This is a genomic window from Halobacteriovorax sp. RT-2-3, from assembly GCF_047085075.1.
GTDB lineage: Bacteria > Bdellovibrionota > Bacteriovoracia > Bacteriovoracales > Bacteriovoracaceae > Halobacteriovorax_A.
In genome coordinates, this window is record NZ_JBKIYF010000002.1 from 123,110 (window position 1) to 142,304 (window position 19,195).

General features: G+C 36.6%; 13 protein-coding genes. 7 read left to right on the forward strand and 6 right to left on the reverse strand.

What is annotated here, in order from left to right:
- Positions 1-240: 240 nt before the first annotated feature.
- A complete protein-coding gene (locus ACMAYX_RS06420; RefSeq protein ID WP_392992500.1) occupies positions 241-783 on the reverse strand; it encodes a hypothetical protein in 543 nt (180 codons plus the stop codon).
- A gap of 225 nt (positions 784-1,008) precedes the next feature.
- Here ACMAYX_RS06420 and ACMAYX_RS06425 point away from each other — a divergent pair, with 225 nt between their 5' ends.
- A complete protein-coding gene (locus tag ACMAYX_RS06425; RefSeq protein WP_412471897.1) occupies positions 1,009-2,208 on the forward strand; it encodes a lytic murein transglycosylase in 1,200 nt (399 codons plus the stop codon).
- A gap of 84 nt (positions 2,209-2,292) precedes the next feature.
- Positions 2,293-3,060, forward strand: coding sequence for an STAS/SEC14 domain-containing protein (locus tag ACMAYX_RS06430; RefSeq protein ID WP_103218050.1), 768 nt, complete (start codon positions 2,293-2,295; stop codon positions 3,058-3,060).
- Positions 3,061-3,107: 47 nt separating this feature from the next.
- Here the strand turns inward: ACMAYX_RS06430 and ACMAYX_RS06435 are convergent, their stop codons facing one another.
- Entirely contained in the window at positions 3,108-5,333 is a 2,226-nt protein-coding gene (locus ACMAYX_RS06435) for an NADP-dependent isocitrate dehydrogenase (RefSeq protein ID WP_412470120.1), read from the reverse strand.
- Positions 5,334-5,528: 195 nt separating this feature from the next.
- Between ACMAYX_RS06435 and ACMAYX_RS06440 the strand changes: the two genes are divergently transcribed.
- Positions 5,529-6,434 carry a DUF6607 family protein gene (locus ACMAYX_RS06440; RefSeq protein WP_412471896.1) on the forward strand — a complete coding sequence of 302 codons (906 nt, stop codon included), beginning with the start codon at positions 5,529-5,531 and terminating at the stop codon, positions 6,432-6,434.
- Positions 6,435-6,528: 94 nt separating this feature from the next.
- Positions 6,529-7,650, forward strand: coding sequence for a hypothetical protein (locus ACMAYX_RS06445; protein ID WP_412463167.1), 1,122 nt, complete (start codon positions 6,529-6,531; stop codon positions 7,648-7,650).
- Here the strand turns inward: ACMAYX_RS06445 and ACMAYX_RS06450 are convergent.
- The 4 genes from ACMAYX_RS06450 to msrA form a co-directional block, all read right to left on the reverse strand.
- Positions 7,647-8,747, reverse strand: coding sequence for a hypothetical protein (locus tag ACMAYX_RS06450; RefSeq protein ID WP_103218054.1), 1,101 nt, complete (start codon positions 8,745-8,747; stop codon positions 7,647-7,649). The genes ACMAYX_RS06445 and ACMAYX_RS06450 overlap by 4 nt on opposite strands.
- Entirely contained in the window at positions 8,740-9,087 is a 348-nt protein-coding gene (locus ACMAYX_RS06455; protein ID WP_412470122.1) for a hypothetical protein, read from the reverse strand. Before ACMAYX_RS06455 ends, ACMAYX_RS06450 begins: the two co-directional genes overlap by 8 nt.
- Positions 9,088-9,089: 2 nt before the next feature.
- Complete coding sequence (locus ACMAYX_RS06460; RefSeq protein WP_412471895.1) at positions 9,090-10,592, reverse strand: hypothetical protein; 1,503 nt, start codon at positions 10,590-10,592, stop codon at positions 9,090-9,092.
- A 74-nt stretch (positions 10,593-10,666) separates the two neighbouring features.
- Entirely contained in the window at positions 10,667-11,734 is a 1,068-nt protein-coding gene (gene msrA, locus ACMAYX_RS06465; RefSeq protein ID WP_412463170.1) for a peptide-methionine (S)-S-oxide reductase MsrA, read from the reverse strand.
- Positions 11,735-11,879: 145 nt separating this feature from the next.
- On the opposite strand from msrA, the gene ACMAYX_RS06470 reads away from it, so the two are divergent.
- The 3 genes from ACMAYX_RS06470 (at position 11,880) to ACMAYX_RS06480 (ending at position 19,188) form a co-directional block, all read left to right on the forward strand.
- Entirely contained in the window at positions 11,880-15,002 is a 3,123-nt protein-coding gene (locus ACMAYX_RS06470; protein ID WP_412471894.1) for an efflux RND transporter permease subunit, read from the forward strand.
- Positions 15,003-15,145: 143 nt separating this feature from the next.
- Entirely contained in the window at positions 15,146-17,434 is a 2,289-nt protein-coding gene (locus ACMAYX_RS06475) for an outer membrane protein assembly factor (protein WP_412471893.1), read from the forward strand.
- Positions 17,435-17,445: 11 nt separating this feature from the next.
- Positions 17,446-19,188 carry a phosphatase PAP2 family protein gene (locus ACMAYX_RS06480; protein WP_412471892.1) on the forward strand — a complete coding sequence of 581 codons (1,743 nt, stop codon included), beginning with the start codon at positions 17,446-17,448 and terminating at the stop codon, positions 19,186-19,188.
- Positions 19,189-19,195 lie beyond the last annotated feature (7 nt).

Consider the following 19,195-nt stretch of genomic DNA (forward strand, 5'->3'; position numbering starts at 1 on the left):
AAGGGCAGTTTTGAAGCACAGATGAATGTGACTCAAGGAAGCTAAAACGAGCGTAGCGAGTTTGCGGCTTTCGGTTATTTGGTAAATCTGAAAAGCGGCAAAAGTGCCCCAAAGGGCAGTTTTGAAGCACAGATGAATGTGACTCAAGGAAGCTAAAACGAGCGTAGCGAGTTTGCGGCTTTCGGTTATATGGTAAATCTGAAAAGCGGCAAAAGTGCCCCAAAGGGCAGTTTTGAAGCACTAAAACTTTCGACCAAAATTACACTCAACATAAGTCGAGTCTTCCGGACTATGACTCTCATTACTCCAAGCATGGTGAACACTTTTTGCTACACCACAACCAAAGTACATTGTCTTATCAGAATTATACTTAATAAGTGAAAACATATTTTCTTTTTCAAGAAGGCCATCATCATTACCAAAGTCAGCGACTTCCTCTCTTTGATACTCTAAGTAAAGACTTCGAGAATTATCTAAAGCAACGCGAACTCTTGCCCCATAAGGAATATGTAACGATTTATCATGAGCAGAGATATAACGGATAGCACGTACACCAGCATAGGCTTCAACTTCAATTAACTCATTCTCAGTGCGATACCCTACCGCCCCAGTAATATCACTTGGTATAATAGGAACACTTAATCTTACGTCGTAATATAGTCCCGACTCATCATATCTTTCTTCTACATTTTGAATCGCTTGTGCCTCTAGGTTAAGGTCAAGTTCATTTGCAAATGAAGAAAATGAGCAGATAAGTGCAGTGGCCAACATAAGTTTTTTCATCTTTCGTCTCCCTAGGGTGTCTGTGTTTTTGTCAGATTGAATTACAAATAAGGTAGCACTTATGAGCTTTACTCTAGATTAAATTGAAAATGTTTCTATGAGTTCTAAAGTTTAGACACTTAACTAGAATAAGATTTTAGACACTTAGAATGCTAATTCATAAAAAAACTGACAATAGACTACCTGCGTCTTCAAATAGAGAACCCCAGCGTGTACCTTCATCCAATGAAGAAACTAATCACAATAACGCTTATGGCAATTAATATTTTTGCCACTTCCACTACTCCTACAACTGAGTTCAATGATTGGCTTAATGAGCTTAAGATTGAACTTAACCAAGAGCATGGCTTTTCGTATGCCTTACTAGATGATGCCTTTGATGGTGTTACTTTTAATGAAGATGTTATCAAATATGATCGCAGACAACCTGAGTTTGTCATGAGTGTTGGCCGATACTTAGATATCGTTATTAATGAGACAAGAATCGAGAAAGGCCAAAGATATCAGGCCGAGCTTGAAGATATTTTTATCGATATTGAAAACGATTTTAATTTTCAAGATCGCTTCCTCTTATCATTCTGGGCCCTTGAAACAAACTTTTCTTCGATTACAGGCAAGCTCGATATTATCCGCTCTCTTGCGACTCTTTCATATGATGGTCGCCGCTCAGCATTTTTCAAGAGAGAATTAGTTAATGCTCTTACAATGCTGCAAAAGGGAATTTACTCATACCCTAGTGAACGTATGCAGGGATCATGGGCAGGAGCGATGGGCTCGACTCAATTCATGCCTTCAACAATGCTAGCTTATGCCATTGACTACGATAAAGATGGCCAAATAAATATGTGGGAAAACCAACGTGACTTCTTAGGTTCATCAGCAAACTTCCTATCAAAAGTTGGCTGGAATGGTGATGAAAGCTGGGGACATGAAATTGATCTACCAAGCGACTTTGACTACTTTCATAGTGGATTAAAATATAAAGAAGATCTGCAGTATTGGATAGATCGCGGAATCACATTAAGAGGTGGAACTCAACTGCCTTACACAAGTGGGAAAACTGCAATCTACCTTCCACAAGGAGCAAATGGGCCAGCATTTATTGTTTACCCTAACTTCTTTACTATCTTTAAATGGAATAATTCAGAAAAGTACGCTCTAGGGATTGGAATTCTTTCTGATCTTATTGCAAAACGTGGTGATTATTTTAGTAAGTTTAATTTAGATGAAGAGTCATTTATGTCATTTGAAATGGCAAAGAAAATTCAAGCAAAATTAAACGAGTTAGGTCACGATGCTGGGCCAGTTGATGGGATTCCAGGAAAACAAACGACAGCAGCAATCCAAAGATTTCAAGTATCAGAAGATATCATTCCAGACGGCTATTTAACTAAAGATTTGGCCGATCAAATTCTTGCAAAATAAATAAAATCTTAAGTCAAAACATCAATCCCCTTTCCGATGAAGTAGTCACTATCTAAGTAAACACTTCACCGGAAAGGAGAATATATGTTGAAAGTAATGAAAGGATTACAAAAGGGTATCGTCGGTATCGAGGGATCAGGACGTATTACAAAAGACGACTATATTAATGTGCTTGAACCGATTTTAGATGAGGCCCTAAAAAAAGAAGAAAAAGTTGGTGTACTCTTCTACTTAAATGAAACATACGAAGGATACACTCCAGGGGCAGTATTTGAAGATACGGCCATGGGCCTAAAATATTTTAATGTTATGAAAAGGTGTGCAGTAGTTACAGATAGTGCACTAATAACAGGGGCCGTAAAATTATTTGCTCCAATCATTCCAATTGATTTTAAGTCATATAAAATCAATGAACTCGATGAGGCCAAAGACTGGCTTATGCGTGAAGTAGAGTCCGATATCGAATTTCACTTCGATAAGAATGACAACATTCTTACGCTAACTTCTTACCATCCATTGCGAGTCAATGATTTTGAAAAGATTCAAAACTTACTTAATCAAGTTTATAAAGAAACAAAAGTAATTTCAGGAATTATTCTAAACTCAGAACAATTTCCAGGTTGGGATGACTTAAGATCTCTCCTAAGACACTTTGAGTTTCTTAAAGATAATCGACAGCACATTGAGAAGGTTGGAATTTGCACAAGTAATGAGTTGATTAGAAACTCTGCCTCAGTTGTAAGTGATCATTTAGAAAGTGTTGATGTAGCAGTCTTTGAGTACGGTGCGATTAACGACGCAAGGAATTGGCTGAGAAATATTGAATCGAAAGATACAATGCGTGCCGTATGAAAGAAGGCCCTCTTTTTAGAGGGCCTTTTTATTTGTCACTGTATGAATTAAAGTGAATCAATTACTGAATTGAAAGTAGCTGATGGTCTCATTGCCTTTGCAACAAGCTCTAAATTTGGATGATAGTAACCACCCATATCAACGGCTCCACCTTGTGCGCTATTTAACTCTTCAACAATCTTTGCTTCGTTTTCAACAAGGTTTGAAGCAACAGGAGTAAAGATTTCTTTAAGCTCAGCATCTTCATTTTGATCAGCAAGTGCTTTTGCCCAGTACTGAGCTAAGAAGTAGTGAGAACCTCTATTATCAAGCTCACCTACTTTTCTTGATGGAGACTTATCATTCTTTAGAAATGCAGTATTTGCTTCATCTAGAGTTTTTGCAAGAACAGTTGCCTTTGCATTACCTGTTTTGATTGCAAGATCTTCAAGAGAAACACCTAGTGCTAAGAACTCTCCTAGAGAGTCCCATCTTAAGTGATTTTCACCAGTAAATTGTTGTACGTGCTTAGGAGCTGATCCACCGGCACCAGTTTCAAATAATCCACCACCTGCAAGAAGAGGTACAATTGAAAGCATCTTTGCAGAAGTTCCAAGTTCAAGAATTGGGAAAAGATCTGTTAGGTAGTCACGAAGAACGTTACCTGTCACAGAAATAGTATCTTCACCTTTAATGATTCTCTCCATTGAGTAACGGATTGCTTTAACAGGATCTAGGATTTTAATTTCAAGTCCTGCTGTATCGTGATCTTTTAAGTACTCATTTACTTTCTTAATTAGGTTAGCGTCGTGGCCACGGTTTTCATCAAGCCAGAATACTGCCGGAGTATTAGTAAGACGAGCACGAGTTACACCAAGCTTAACCCAGTCACGTACTGCAACGTCTTTAGTTTGACACATTCTCCAGATATCACCCTCTTCAACAGAGTGAGTAAATACTGTGTTACCTTCTGAATCAGTAACCTCTACAACACCGGCCGCAGGGATTTTAAATGTCTTATCGTGTGAACCATATTCTTCAGCTTTCTTTGCCATAAGACCAACGTTTGGTACTGTTCCCATTGTCTTAGGATCAAATGCTCCGTTCTCTTTACAGAACGAAATTACTTCTTGGTACATTTGAGCGTAGCTTCTATCTGGAATACAGAATTTAGTATCTTCTTGCTTATTATCTTTATTCCACATTTGCCCAGAAGTTCTAATTGCCGCAGGCATTGAAGCATCGATAATAACATCAGATGGAACGTGTAGGTTTGTGATTCCTTTATCAGAATCAACCATTGCTAGACGTGGCCCATTCTCGATTGCTAGATCAAGTGCACCTTCGATCTCAGCTTTCTTTTCAGCAGGAAGGCCAGAAAGCTTAGAGTAAACAGAACCAAGTCCGTTAGCAGAATTTACACCAAGCTCTTTGAACTCAGCTGCATATTTTTCAAATACGTCTTTGAAGTAAACTTCAACACAGTGACCAAACATAATAGGATCACTTACCTTCATCATTGTTGCTTTTAGGTGAACAGAAAAAAGAATATCTTTTTCTTTCGCATCTTGAATATTCTTAGCGAAGAATTCTCTAAGTGCTTTTGCACTCATTACACCTGCATCGATGATTTCGTCTTGAAGAAGAGATACTTTTTCTTTTAGAACTACTTCAGATCCATCATTTTGCTTAAGAGTGATTTTTACATCAGTTGCTTTAGGCATGATTGCTGATTTTTCAGAACCATAAAAGTCATTTGCATCCATGTGTGCAACGTGTGACTTAGAGTCTTTTGACCAAGCTCCCATTCTGTGTGGATTAGCTTTTGCATATTCTTTAACTGGCCCAGCAACACGACGGTCAGAGTTCCCCTCACGAAGAACTGGGTTTACTGCTGAACCAAGAACTTTCGCATAACGAGAAGCAATGTCTTTTTCTTCATCAGTCGATGGTGCATCTGGGTAATTAGGAACTTTAAATCCATGATCTTGAAGTTCTTTAATTGCAGCTGAAAGCTGAGGAATTGATGCAGAAATATTTGGAAGCTTAATGATATTAGCTTCTGCTTGTTTTGCTAACTCACCTAGGTAAGCTAGATCATCTGATTGCTTTTGCTCTTCAGAAAGAAATTCTGGAAAGTGAGCAAGAATTCTTCCTGCAAGAGAGATATCGCGAGTTTCAACATTGATACCTGCATGCTTCGTAAAAGCTTTTACGATTGGAAGAAGTGACTGAGTCGCTAGCGCTGGCGCTTCGTCAGTAATTGTGTAAATGATTTTTGATCCATTAGACATTTTACATCCCGTGTTATTTGTTATGAACTGATAATAAAACGTCTTATCCTATAATAAAACCAACTACTTCGTCCATTGGCTGCGCATCACGGAAAAGTAATCCTTATTATTTACCCCAAATAAGTTTGACAACTCATACACAAGTTTCAATAATCAACCTCGATACCACATGTAACCAATTACGAGGGAGAAAATATGAAATTTCTAGTGCTTCTTGCGCTTGCACTTCCAGCACTTGCAGGACTAACAATTGATAAGAATAAAGACATCCAAGAAATTAAAAAAATGACAGGATGCTATGCCATTAAGTTTCAATCGTCTGAAACTTTCGCCTATAGCAACGATTATGATTTCTACGATCGCTATGCCTCAGGGGCCCTTGAGTGGATCTTTGTCGATTCAGAAAATGAAGACATGGTTAATATTCAACATATTCTAGTTACTCCACATGCCATTGTTAAGCACTGGAGACAGCAATGGGACTGGGAAGCAGCGAATGCTCTCGATTACAGAGGCTTTAGTAATTGGAATAACAAGGCCGTAAAAAACCCACAAGGAAATTGGGTACAAAGAGTCTATCAAGTAGATGACTCTCCAAGATATGAATGTTCTGCACCATGGATTCACACAGATACAAACTCATATTGGGAATGTACAGCTAATGCTCCTCTACCAAGACGTGAATTCTCAATCAGATCTGACTATAACGTTTTAAGAAGAACAAATCGCCATGAACAGACTTCATATGGCCACGTTCACGACCAAGATAATATCAAAGTTAATATGCTTGAAAATGGAATGGAGCTTAAACTTGCAATGGAGAAGAGCTACAATACTTACCAGAAAGTTGATGATAGCCGTTGTCAACCGGCGATTGAATGGTGGAAGACTCATAAGTATTTCTGGCGTGACGTCGTTAATGTATGGAACAAAGAGCTTTACTCTGAAGATTCAGTGAAAATTGATTTTAAGAAAACAGGTGCTCCTCTATGGGCAAGACTATTTGAACTAGATGATCAAATGAGCACAAGACCTGCTTACGACTCAAAAGAATCAACTCATAAAATCAAAACAATTATTCAAAACCATATCCTTAGATAGAAAAAACAGGGCCTCTCCTAGCGGGGCCCTTTTTGGCATTCCAATTGCTTTTAAATAGGTAGATATAATTTGAACTAAACAATTATGGGCACTTATGAAAAAGCATCTGTTCTTTTTATTTACACTTTGTACACTTTCTACACAGGCAAAGCTTTACTACGCACCAGATGGCACTCAATACGAGCTGGGTGAATGTCAAAATGAATGTATGGATAAGCTTGCCCAAGAAACGCCATCACGTGTTCTTCAAATCGTAGAAGGTTCTCGTTACAAAGACTTTCTAATAAGAGAGACCCTGACAAAATACCTTGAAAATGAAAGTATCGAAAATTTTGATAAACTATACAAAGACTCATCATATGATAATTTTTGGATCCTTAATAAGCGACACGCTACAGAAATGAATATCAGCATAAAGAATGTTAGCGACGAACAAAAGCTTACGGCCGCTATCGAGTACATAAAGAATAATCCAGACAAAGTTAAAGAGAACTACCCCCTTATTAACGAATTAGGGCAACTCGTTGCTGCCAAAAATAAATCAGACAATGGTATCTCAAGTGCAGAGAAAGAACTTCTTAATGAACTAGATAGACAGAAGAAGATAAATCTTGGTGATCTTATCCAAGACCTCACTTACTACGACAATACAAAAATGACGGGCCTCTATGACCTACTTGCATTTGATAAAAGGCAAGACATTGTCTGCCAGCATATTGATGAAGAAGTAGCACACTTTGATGAGTACATGACAGAGGATTGTAGAGAATATGAAGATTGTGTCCAGTTAGCAGAATCAACAATTACTTCAATGAAGGATACGTTTAAAGATTACCTAACATACACTTGTAATGGAAGCTCCCTAAGCGACAATATTGATAATATTAGAGAGCATGCAAAAGACACACTTTCTTATATGTTTCCGGATATTGTTGCAAAACTCAACTACAAAACGATGATGGATGAGTGCTATGACTGTGGCGTGACCAAAACTGAAGACTATATTGTCGATACGCGTATTGTTCAAGAAGCAAATAAGTTTTTTAAAGTAACAAAAAAATGGACACAGGGCTGTGACGAATTAGTCATAGAGAGCTCATTTTATAATATGGAAAGAAGAGCTTTAAAGAAATTAAGAAAGTACCCAAATCTTAAAATTAATGACGTTCAAACAAAGAGTTCGACATGTAAAGTAAGACTAGATGCTACTAATTAATCTTCAGTATAAGTAACAAGTTGATTACCTAAGTCTTTATAGGCCTTAAATAAGGAGTCTTCATTTACCCATCCGCTATCATTGAAGACATCAAAGTTCTTTCCCCAGCTATTGTGGACACGGTACTGATTTCGACAATTCTTACCATTGTCACAAATCTGGCGAAAACCACTTAATAAGTAAGCATGTCCTCCACAGTAGCGCTGCCTCTGCTCTTTTGGACACATCTCCATATACTTAACTGAAGGGTCATCACAATAACGAGTCCAAGTACAACTAGAAATTGCAGCGGATTTATCCTTTTCAAAAAGATCGATCATTTTTTCTCTAAACTTATCAACTTCTGTGATTCGCTCTTGCTTAAATCCCATAGGAGCAAGCTTAATCTGAGTCTTATCCTCTTTGCATTTTTGAGGGATTAAAACTTCATTTAAAAATTCCTCGAAGGCATTAATTGAAGTAATCTTTGTTGCCGCACGAGAGAGGCTATCTAACATCTCAGAACTAAAAGGAAAGAAGTCTTTAAAAAAGTCTTCAGTACACTTATTACAAACACCATCCTTTAAAGAGTTATCTTTGACCTGATGGTAGATCTCATTAATAGCGAGAAGCTGAGGATAGTCCACAATACGAAAGTCATTATCTGGGTTGTTGTAATTTTCAATTTGTTGATAAGGAGCACATTCTTCTTTGGCAAATTTTAAGCTAACCTTCTCACCTTTTGTTAAAGCATCAATAACCTGTGTTAGATTACCACCATTAAGCCCTAGAAACTCACTTTGAGTTCCTGATTTTAACTGTGTCTTACCTAGAACATCTAAAACAGAAATTTGATCGTCTTTAGTACAATTGCCACTTTTTAGGCATGATTGATCCATTAGAGAAGTCATGGCAAATAAATAACATGTTCCAAATCCATCCTGATCACGAACGATTGGATTCGTCTTCACATCAATTTGTTTAACAACTTTCTCACTCCCCATTGGAGGAAGATATTGATAGGCAGCATGCTCATACTCTTTCCAGCGCATGTCTTCAGTAATTTCAAATGCAAGAACAGGAAGAGTAAGAAGTAGAATAATAAATTTTCTAATCATGGATTAAGCTCCATGCACTCTTTAAGCTTCCATCAGAAAAAAGGCAAAAGCCGTACTGATTATTATCCTTATCTTTTAAAATTTTATACTGACTATTTCTAAATTCTTTGCAGGCCTTAGAACCTGGGTGGCCAGTGAGACCTGTGCCCTTCTTTGGTGTAGTTTTAGCATTTTGACAAACTTTAGAAGTTTGGCACTCTTTATTCATGAGAGAGTTGTTCTTCCCCTTATAGATTTTGACTTCTCTAAACTGGCCTTTCTTATAAATTTTCATGATTTGAAAATCTTTTTCTACTGCCAAGGAGATAAATGGCAAGAGCATGAGTATTAACAATTTCATGACTAACCTTCTGCTCTAAAGAAGGATTCAATGCGACTAAAGAATCTTTCAATCCAGCTTCTTTCAATTGAAGAAGGATTTCGTTGCGTCTCTTGTACTTCGGCCATAACTTCAGCGACTTCCTCAAGTGCAAGGTCCATCTCATCACCGTGCTCAATTGTAACTTCTGGACTAGATTCTTCAGACTTTGAATCTATTTCCTCACCGTTCTCATCAACTTCAGTAACTGTTGCTCTCTCTTCTAATTTTGACCTCTGATAGAGGTAAATAGGAGTTGAAGCTGGAACAAATTGAATAAGTTGACCAATTAGGCTTCTTTTATGGGTAATACTGATATCACCACGAGCAATTGCCTTCTCTTCCGCGGCCATCATACGCTCATAAAATTTTGGGTCTGCTGTTTTGGCATGTTCTTTTAATATCTTCCACTTCTTAACAGCAAGTGCATCAACCATTCTTGCAAAAGTAACAAGAATTTCATCTTTTGGAACAGATGTATTTACATTCTTTAAATGAGAATAACTCTTTTCCACATCATTCTTAAAACTCTTAACAATACTATTGATTTTTGGAAAATGAATCGTTCTTGCTTGTGCATTATAGAAAGCTTGAAAGATACGAACAGCACGATACTTTCCTATTCTTTTTGATTTATAAACCAGCCCCATAATCGAATCAATGATTTCTGGTTGAAGCATTAAAGAGATAAGCCAGTTTACAACCTCAGCGTTTCTCTCCTTCTTAAGCTTTGTTAATAAGGCAACAGGGTTTTCGTGAACAACCTTATTTAATTCCTCTAAGTCTGGTCTTTCCACCCCTTTAAAAAATACAGGTAAGCTTCGCTGTTCCTTTTCACTCTCTACCCCTAGATTAGCAAGAAGTGTTTTTAGCTGGGCCTCACATTCACTATTACAAAGATCACTCCCGTTTAAATCCCTTAAGTGTTCTCTCACAAGTCTATACTCGTAGTAGTGATTACCAATATGAAGCAGATTACTTTGAATCTCTTTATCTAATTGAATTTTGAATATTTCAGCATTAGGTGAATTTTCAAACTTAGAAAGAATAAAATCTTGAAACTCACTCGCATAACCCTTTGAGACGATGTAGCTTTTTAACTTTGCTTTTGTAATCTCTGTCGACTCAAACTTTTTATTAATATCTGAAAGCCTTTGAAATGAAATGAAATTCATCTCAAAGTCGCGAAAGAAGACTTCCCAGTCTCTTACGTTAACAGAATAGTGTTTTGTAAAAATATTATTATCAAGCCTTTCAATCTTTTTCCAAATGGCCAACGTTGTTGCTGGCTCTTGGTGCTCACTTGAGTTTCTTAAACGATTATTTAAGATCTCAAGCTTATTGATCTTCTGCTTAAGTGCATACTCAGGAGTATCGTAGAAAGAGCTCTTTCTCATTCCAAGAAATGACTTAAGAACACCACCACATGATGCAAATGAATTAAACGTGAAATTGAATACAATTAAATAGGTAAATAATCTTCTCATAGGCCCTCGTCGTCTTATCGGTGACTTGGGCCTAATCTTTAAAGAAATCAGCTTAAATCAGCATGTAATTTCAGTTACTTAAATAATGAAAGGTACTGGCCATAGCCTTCTTTTTCTAGATCGGCCTTTGGGATAAAGCGCATGGCCGCAGAATTTATGCAATAGCGCTTTCCATCTGGGCCTGGGCCATCATCAAAGACATGACCAAGATGAGAGTCCCCACTTGATGAGCGCACCTCAGTTCTTGTCATAAATAGCTTAGTATCTTCTTTCATACTTACCACTTTTTGATCAATAGGCTTTGTGAATGCAGGCCATCCCGAACCAGAGTCATACTTATCAAGAGAGCTAAAAAGGGGCTCACCTGTTGCAACATCAACGTAAATCCCCTCTTCTTTATTGTCCCAGTACTTATTAGCAAAAGGTCTCTCTGTAGCATCATTTTGAGTCACTTCAAATTCAAGAGGCGTTAGTTTTTCTTTTAATTCTTTGAGATCAGGTTTCTTGTACATAACTTTATCCTTATTTTCTTTTGCTTGTTTTATTTCTTTCTTTTCACACTTTAAAGGTCTTGAAGCGACATCGCGAATATAGCCACCACGTCCAGATAATTCTTTATAGGTATTATAGCGTATCGGATTCTTTTTATAATAATCTTGATGATAATCTTCTGCTGGAAAAAATTTATGTGCCATCTCAATAGCAGTCACAATTGGTTTGTCATACTTCTTACAGGCTTCAAGATTATTTTTCGAATTTAGAGCTATTTGCTTTTGTTTCTCATTGGTGACAAAAATCACAGTGCGGTACTGACTACCACGGTCAGCGAATTGACCTCCACTATCAGTCGGATCAATATTTTGCCAATAAATTTCAAGGAGATCTTCATAACTGACAAGTGAGTTGTCGTATGTCACTTGTACAACCTCAACATGTCCACTACTACCACTTGAAACTTCCTGATAACTTGGACTCTCTTTTGTTCCTCCCATATAGCCAGAGACAACGGAGCTTACACCTTTAAGTTTTTCAAATGGAGCTTCCATACACCAGAAGCAGCCTCCGCCAAATACCGCAGTTTCTTTAGCTGCATGAATACAGGTACTTAACGCAATCAATATAGTTAAGAGAACAAACTTCATTTTACCTCCGTGAAACTTTCTTCTACTTCCTTCGTATAAGTATTCGTAGCGCAAAACTAAATTGTTACATCCTAATCTTAACACAAGGAACTATGGCCGACTGAAAGAGTTTGACCTCGTGATTTTGGCTACTTAAAATTAGAATATGAAAAAATTTATACAATACTTTATCGATAATCTTCTAATCTCTAACGTTTTATTCTTCAGTGTCTTTGTCATCGCAATCTTTGCGTGGACTAAAATTCCAAAGGAAGAAATGCCAGACTTTGAATCACCTTATGTTCGAATCATGACTGTTTTTCCAGGGGCAAGTGCAGAGGATGTGGAATTTTTTATTACAAAGCCCATTGAAGAAGAGTTAAAGAACGTTGCAGGTATCGAAGAAGTGCGCTCAGTTTCTTCAACAGGTTCAAGTTCTGTTACAGTTGTGATGCTTGAGAACTACCCGAACCCGAGAGAAGTTTACCTCGACATACAAGATGCGGCACTTCGTGCAGATCTTCCTAATGAAGCCGAACTCCCAACTTTTCATCAATTTAAATCTTCTGAAAAAGCATATATTGATATTGGATTCTATCTTGAGGGTAAAAGAGACCTATCAGTTAAAGACCGTGATCGCCTTCAACAATTAGTTAGAAATTTTGAAACTCAAGTAAAGACACTACCTTCAGTATCAGGTGTTGATCGCAGTGGTTATCTTGATCCAGAAAATCATATCCTACTTAGTCCTACTAAGATAAAGGAAAATAAAATATCAATCCACAAAGTTGTTTCAAGCTTAAGAGAAAGTCACATTCGAGCTCCTATCGGAGTTTTAGAAGATACACAGCAATCTAAAGTAACTTCAATTAATGAACTTATTGATGAAAGTGATTTTAAAGACCTTCTTGTTACAGGTAACTACGATGGTGAAGGTGTTACTCTTGATCAAATAGCAACTTTTAGAAAATCTTTTGAAAAAACTAATAGCATCTATAAAATTAATGGCCATGAAGGAATCATGCTCAACTTAAAGAAGAGTCACAATGTTGATATTCTTGAAGCAAATAAAGCGACCGTTGCCTTCATTGAAAAATACAAGAAAGGACAGCTCGATGATTTGAAAATCGTAACACTTGATGATGAGTCATACGATGTAAAAAATAGACTTGCCATTGTCGCCAGTAACGGACTACTTGGTTTTGCTCTTATTGTTCTCGTTCTCTTTTTATTCCTCGATTTTAAATCAGGAATATGGGTCAGTATGGGGATCCCATTCACACTATGCTTCACCCTTATTTGTATGCTCATTTTTGATTACACAATCAATAATATGACTCTTGCTGCAATCATCATTGTAATGGGAATTGTCGTAGATGATGCCATTATTGTAGCTGAGAATATAGGCCGAATTACAGAAGATCACAAAGGGACTTTAAAAGAGTTAATGGATAAGGTAACAGCAAATGCTGCGAGTCTTCTAATGCCTATCACAAGTGCAATTGCGACAACTTGTGTGGCCTTTCTGCCTCTCTTATTCTTTGGTGGATGGTTTGGAAAATTCGTCTACGTTCTTCCCTTTATTATTACGATGATGCTCGTTGCCTCATTACTTGAATCCTTCACAGTACTTCCAGCACACGTTTTCCAGAGAAAACCTAAGAAGAAACATGAAGTAAGTTGGTTTAGAAAATATGAAGCAATTTATGCAAATACCTTAGAGAAGGCCTTAAATTATCGCGCCCTAATTGTTGTGATCTTCATCGCATCCACTGCCCTTTCGGGATATCTTTTCAAAACAAAACTTAAATTTGTGATGTTTCCAAGAGAAGAAAGTAAGGAATTGAGTTTAAGTGTTTACACTAAAAAAGGAACTTCAAAAGATGAAATGAATGAGTATCTTAAACCAATTGAAGATATTCTACTTGCCTCGACTAAGGAATTAAGTATTGTTGGTTTCCGTTCAAATGTAGGTCAATCAAGACGTGGTGGTGCAGTTAATTACAATCGTGCAAATATCAATGTTGAAATTTTACCTGCAGATGAAAGAGAACTTTCTGCAAATCAAATCATTGATATTTTAAAAGAAAGAATGAAAGACACTCCAAATATTGAAGAAGTGCGCTTCTTTAAATCTCGCTGGGGAAGTGGTTCTGGTTCAACGATTGAAATTCAAATTCAAGAAAATGATGACAAGATTAGAGCTGAGATTGCAAATATACTTGCAGAAAATCAAAAGGCCAATAAAACTCTTAAAAACGTTGAGATTGAAAGACCTATTAATACTAAAGAGTATAACTTTAAAATTAATCAAAATGAAATTTTAAGATTTGGCCTTACTCCAAGTGACGTTACCACTTCCCTACGTACATTTGTCCAAGGAACAGTTCTTTATACTCTTAAAAGTACTGATGAAGAGGTTGAAGTAAGACTTACTGTCGCTAAGAATTACAAAGTTGATATCGAAAGATTAAAGCAACTAAGAATTGATAACGGCACGGGTGGCTATGTTCCTATCTCACGTTTTATAACAATTGAAGAAGTTGTAAAACCTTCTAATATTGAGCGTGTTGACTTTAAAAGAACGACAATGGTCTACTCTGATATTGAAGAAAGCTCAGGTGTTACTCCTTTAGAAGTAGCAGATTACTATGAGAATGAAGTTTTTCCAGAAATTCTTAAAAAGTATCCATCTTCAATTATTAACTTTGTTGGTGAAATTGAGGAAACGAGGGAGTCTACAGGAGACTTTATGATGGCAGGTTTTCTTGTCATTGCTTTAATTTATATGATCTTAACGATACAGTTTAAATCACTCTCGGCCCCACTAATCATTATGACGATTATTCCAATTGGGGTATCCGGAGTTATTTATATTCTTATGGCACACAGTATGGAAATTTTTGGATTCTTTGCGGTCATCGGTGCACTAGGAATGGTTGGGGTTGTAGTCAATGATTCAATTGTCCTCATTGATAAGTTAATCAATGATACTAAGTTTACGACAGATAAGAAGGATCTTTACAAGCAGATTGGTGAGATCTCTTCAACAAGACTTAGAGCAATTATCCTGACAACACTAACTACTGTTATTGGGGTACTTCCTACGGCTTACGGTTTTGCGGGATACGATTCAATGTTATCAGAGATGATGCTTACAATGGGCTGGGGTCTAGCTATCTCGACAGTCATTACATTATTTCTAACACCGGCGATCTTCTCATATTTATCGAGGTTTTTAGTGACTCAAGATATACTAGAAGAAGAAGCCTTTCTAAGCGAGAAATAGATTATTAAGTACCTGATATTATGTCCTAATGGCCGTTAATATCAGGTATCTATTCAATAAAAAATCTTGTCCATTTTATTTACGGCCCTTTTCGTTTTTTCAAAACACTAATTCCTGTGACTAAATAATGATAATTTCTTCATATGAGCAAATTCAATATTTTGAAGAAATTTCTTATCCTGATGCTAGGTACTTACCTTTTATGTACTCCTACGAGCTTTGGCCAGGATACGACGACAGAACTTCAACTTAAAATTGAACAGCTATTAATTCACAATGATCTAGGTGAAGATGTCGCAGAGAAACTAATCTTTGGTATAAATGATATTGAGTCTCGTGAAGGTGAAAATCTTGATATCGAAAAAATCACCAATGATTTGGAAAAACTAAAAGAAGAGAATGATGATCTCTATGAAAATGTAGAGCTAGAAGTTCTTCCTCTTAACGAAGCTAGCGTTTCGATAAAATTTGAAATGCAAAAAAAGAGACTCATAAAAAGAGTTATTATTAGAGTTTTTGATAATCAAAACCTAGAAAATGATATTGAAAGTGATCTTAGATCAAAGCTTGCACTTCGTCGTGGAGCTTTCTTCAAGTCAAAACAAATGCTTGAAGATTTAAATACAATTAGTGAGTTCTATAAGTCAAAAGGCCATGCGCTTACTAAAGTTGATAAGAAGTTAAAGCTTGATAAGGAAGATGAAATTAGTATCTTCTTCGATATTTATCTTAACTCAGAACAAATTAAAATTAACGATATCAAATTCGACGGTAATAATACTTTTACCTCAAGACAATTAAGAGAGTTGATTTCTTCGAAAGAGTCTCACCTCTTTTCTAAAAACCTATTCATTGAAAGCACATTTCTTGAAGACGTCGAAAGAATCAAAAGACATTACATGGAGCAAGGCTTCATCAATATTGAAGTTACACCATCATTTAAAATCGAAAAAACAAAGGCAAATCTACTTTTTACTATTAAAGAAAATGATCAACTAAAATTAGATCAATTATCGATTAGTGGTAATGAAGTATTTTCTAACGAAGAAATTCTAAAAACTTTAAATATTAAATTACCATCAGTTTTTTCTATAAAAAAACAGAGAGAAGCTATTCAAAAGCTAAGAGAAGTCTATGGTGAAAAAGGATATGTATTTGCTCATATCACAATGAATTATGATCAAAATAAAAGAAGCGCATCCGTAAATATAGAAGAAGGTGTTGTCCAAAAAATTATAAAGATGGAAATTATCGGTAATACAAAAACAACGCCAGAAACGATTTACGAGCTGATCTCAATTTATAATGGAGAAATCGTCAATACGAACAAAATCAATGAATCAATACTCGCTCTATATAAAAGTGGTTTCTTTAGAGATGTTAAAATTGACTATACCCCGATGACTAAGAGTGCGGGTAAGATAATAATTCAGGTACAGGAAGAGAGTACTCAAACTATTCAATTCTCTCTTGGATCCGTTTATGGAGGTGCAGGCTTTGGTGTTTCATTAAGTGATGGAAACCTATTTGGGACGGGAAGTTCATTGGCCCTAACGACAATGATTTCAAAAGAGATCAATCGTATTGGGCTGGTTTATAATGACCAACATCTTTTCGGTTCAAATATTAGTTTAAATATAGCGGCCAATCACGACACTGAAAGAAGCTTTCATTATAACGAAAATAAATCAGCTATTCGCATTCTCTTTGAGAAACAGTTAACAAAGAATATTAAAGTTGGCCTAGGTACTAGGCTTGAGTATATTTCTGTTAATAGTATGTCACAACAATATGCTTCTGAAATTGATCTATCTGATACTAAAGACGTTGTTAGTGGTCTTATCGGCTCATTTGCATATCGATTTGAAGATGCAAATGATAAGGGATTAAAAACAAACGGTACTATTTCTATTCACCTACTGCCTTCATTTAATAAGCAAGATTTGTTTTTTAAAAGTATTGTAAATGCTCAGACATCCCGTGAACTCTACCGCAATCAAGATGGAGGAGCTCACCGTATTTCGGGAAGAATCACTCTTGGTTATGCCTCCGAACAAACTCCATTTTACGAGCGTCTTCAAGGTGGAGGAAATGGAACAATACGTGGATTTGAATACGGGTCAATTAGTAAGGATGGGCAGCTAGGATCTAATTCAATGATCTCGGCCAACCTTACATATAGTATGCCTATTTATAAAGATGTCTTTAGTGGAGTTCTATTTCTTGATGCATTCACTCCAGGAGATAGCTCATTAGCAATGGATGACTTTAGACTTGTTGGTGGACTAGGCCTAAGGGCAAAAATGGATGCTGGCTTTGTTTCAGAAACATTTGAAGCAGGACTAACGATACCACTTCTAAGTAAAGATGGAGATATAACAAAACCATTCTACTTTATTATCGGGGAATATGACCCTGCTTATAACTTATAAGGAGATTAAATATGAATTTTAATCGATTACCTCAACTTATTACTGCATTGGCCTTACTAGGTACTGTGGGTGTAAAAGCAAAGAATCTCGAAGTTTGTGATCGTCTTCAAAAAGACATCAAGATCGAGGAAGTAGATTTTCAAACAGCTTTAAATGACGCTCAAGATTTATCTGACTCTGCAAAACACTGTAAAGCGGCCAGAAGTTATCAACTGGCACTCGTAAAAGATCAAAAGCTGGCCTTAGATCAAGGAGTTGATATCAAGTTATTAAACGAGCTATATGAAGGGAATTATTTAAATGACTATGCGAACTTTTCTCTTTCATTAAAGAAGCTAGTTAAAAATCATCCTAGCTCTGAGACAATTCATTACCAACTTGCTGACCTCTATAATCAGAACCTACCTACTGATATTAAAAATATGCCTATTGGTAATTTTGTTAAAGCTGATGGAAGCGCAAATGATATCGTCAATGAGGCCATTATGGTTCAAGAGGATTTTTTGAAAAGCTTTCCTAATTCAATGATGGTAACAGATATTCAAAATAAATTAGGTAGTTCAAAAGCCAAGCGCTTAGAGAAAACTCTTTCTGATTTTAAATATGAAATTTGGCTTAATAAGAAAACAAAAGATAAAGATATTTATGAATATCAAGCGGCTCTACTCATGCAAGAAGTTTCTTCTAATGAAGATAGTCGTATTAAGTCACAGGCCCTTCTTGAGCTCTTTGAATTATATAATGACCATCAATCAAAGCTAAGTGATGCAAAAGAAAGAATGGGACAAGTAGCATTTCTTCTAAGTGAAAGCAGTAATGTTAAGGATCGCGAAGTTAGAAGTGTCTTAAAAGATCTCAAGAAAGCAAAAATTGAAGTCACAGCAACTGATGAAAGTGAGTTAAATCAAGCGATCCAAGATAGTAGTGAGATAAAAAAATCACTTCTTAGTGATGCAGATTTAAAAGAGTTACTAAAAAATAAAAAAGGGCGAGATCGCTCAATCTTTATGCCAATTGAATTCTCTGATTCAGAGAAATCAATAATGCTTAGAACTCTTGGTGTTGTGGGCGTTATGATGGCATTTGATCGCCCTCTCATGGATTTCGTACAGGATAATAAGAACGACACTCTAACGACAATTACTGACTTCACAAATAATTATGGTGAAGCGGCCGGACTTGTGCCACTAGTTGGAGCATCAATGGCCATTGGTCTTGTTTTTAAAAACGATCAATTTAAACGTGCAGCAGTAAGAAGTGTTGGCGCAGTGTTAATTGGGCAATTGGCCACTCAACTACTTAAGTCATTGAGTTCACGTGCAAGACCTCGTGAGGGGAAAGGCCCATATCACTTTGATGGAGTGAACTTTGGTCGAAATAATACGTCTTTCTCTTCAGGTCACTCTGCAGGTGCTTGGTCAGTTATGACAGTTTTCGCCACAGAATTTAAAGACACTAAAATCGTTCCAATAGCAGCTTATTCATTAGCAGCACTAACAAGTTTTGCTCGCGTGTATAAGAATGCTCATTGGTTCTCAGATGTTACTCTAGGGGCGCTTATTGGATGGATTTCCGGTAAGTTAATGTACAAATTATTTGATAAAAAACAAGACGGCCCAGTAACATTTACTCCAGTAACTGGTGACCTAAACGGTGGTGCTGTAACATACAAGGTAGAAGGTCAAAAAGATCTTAGGGCCTGGCCAATTGACTACTACAAATTAGTATTCTCACCTACTGATAACGAGAACTAGGAAGTAA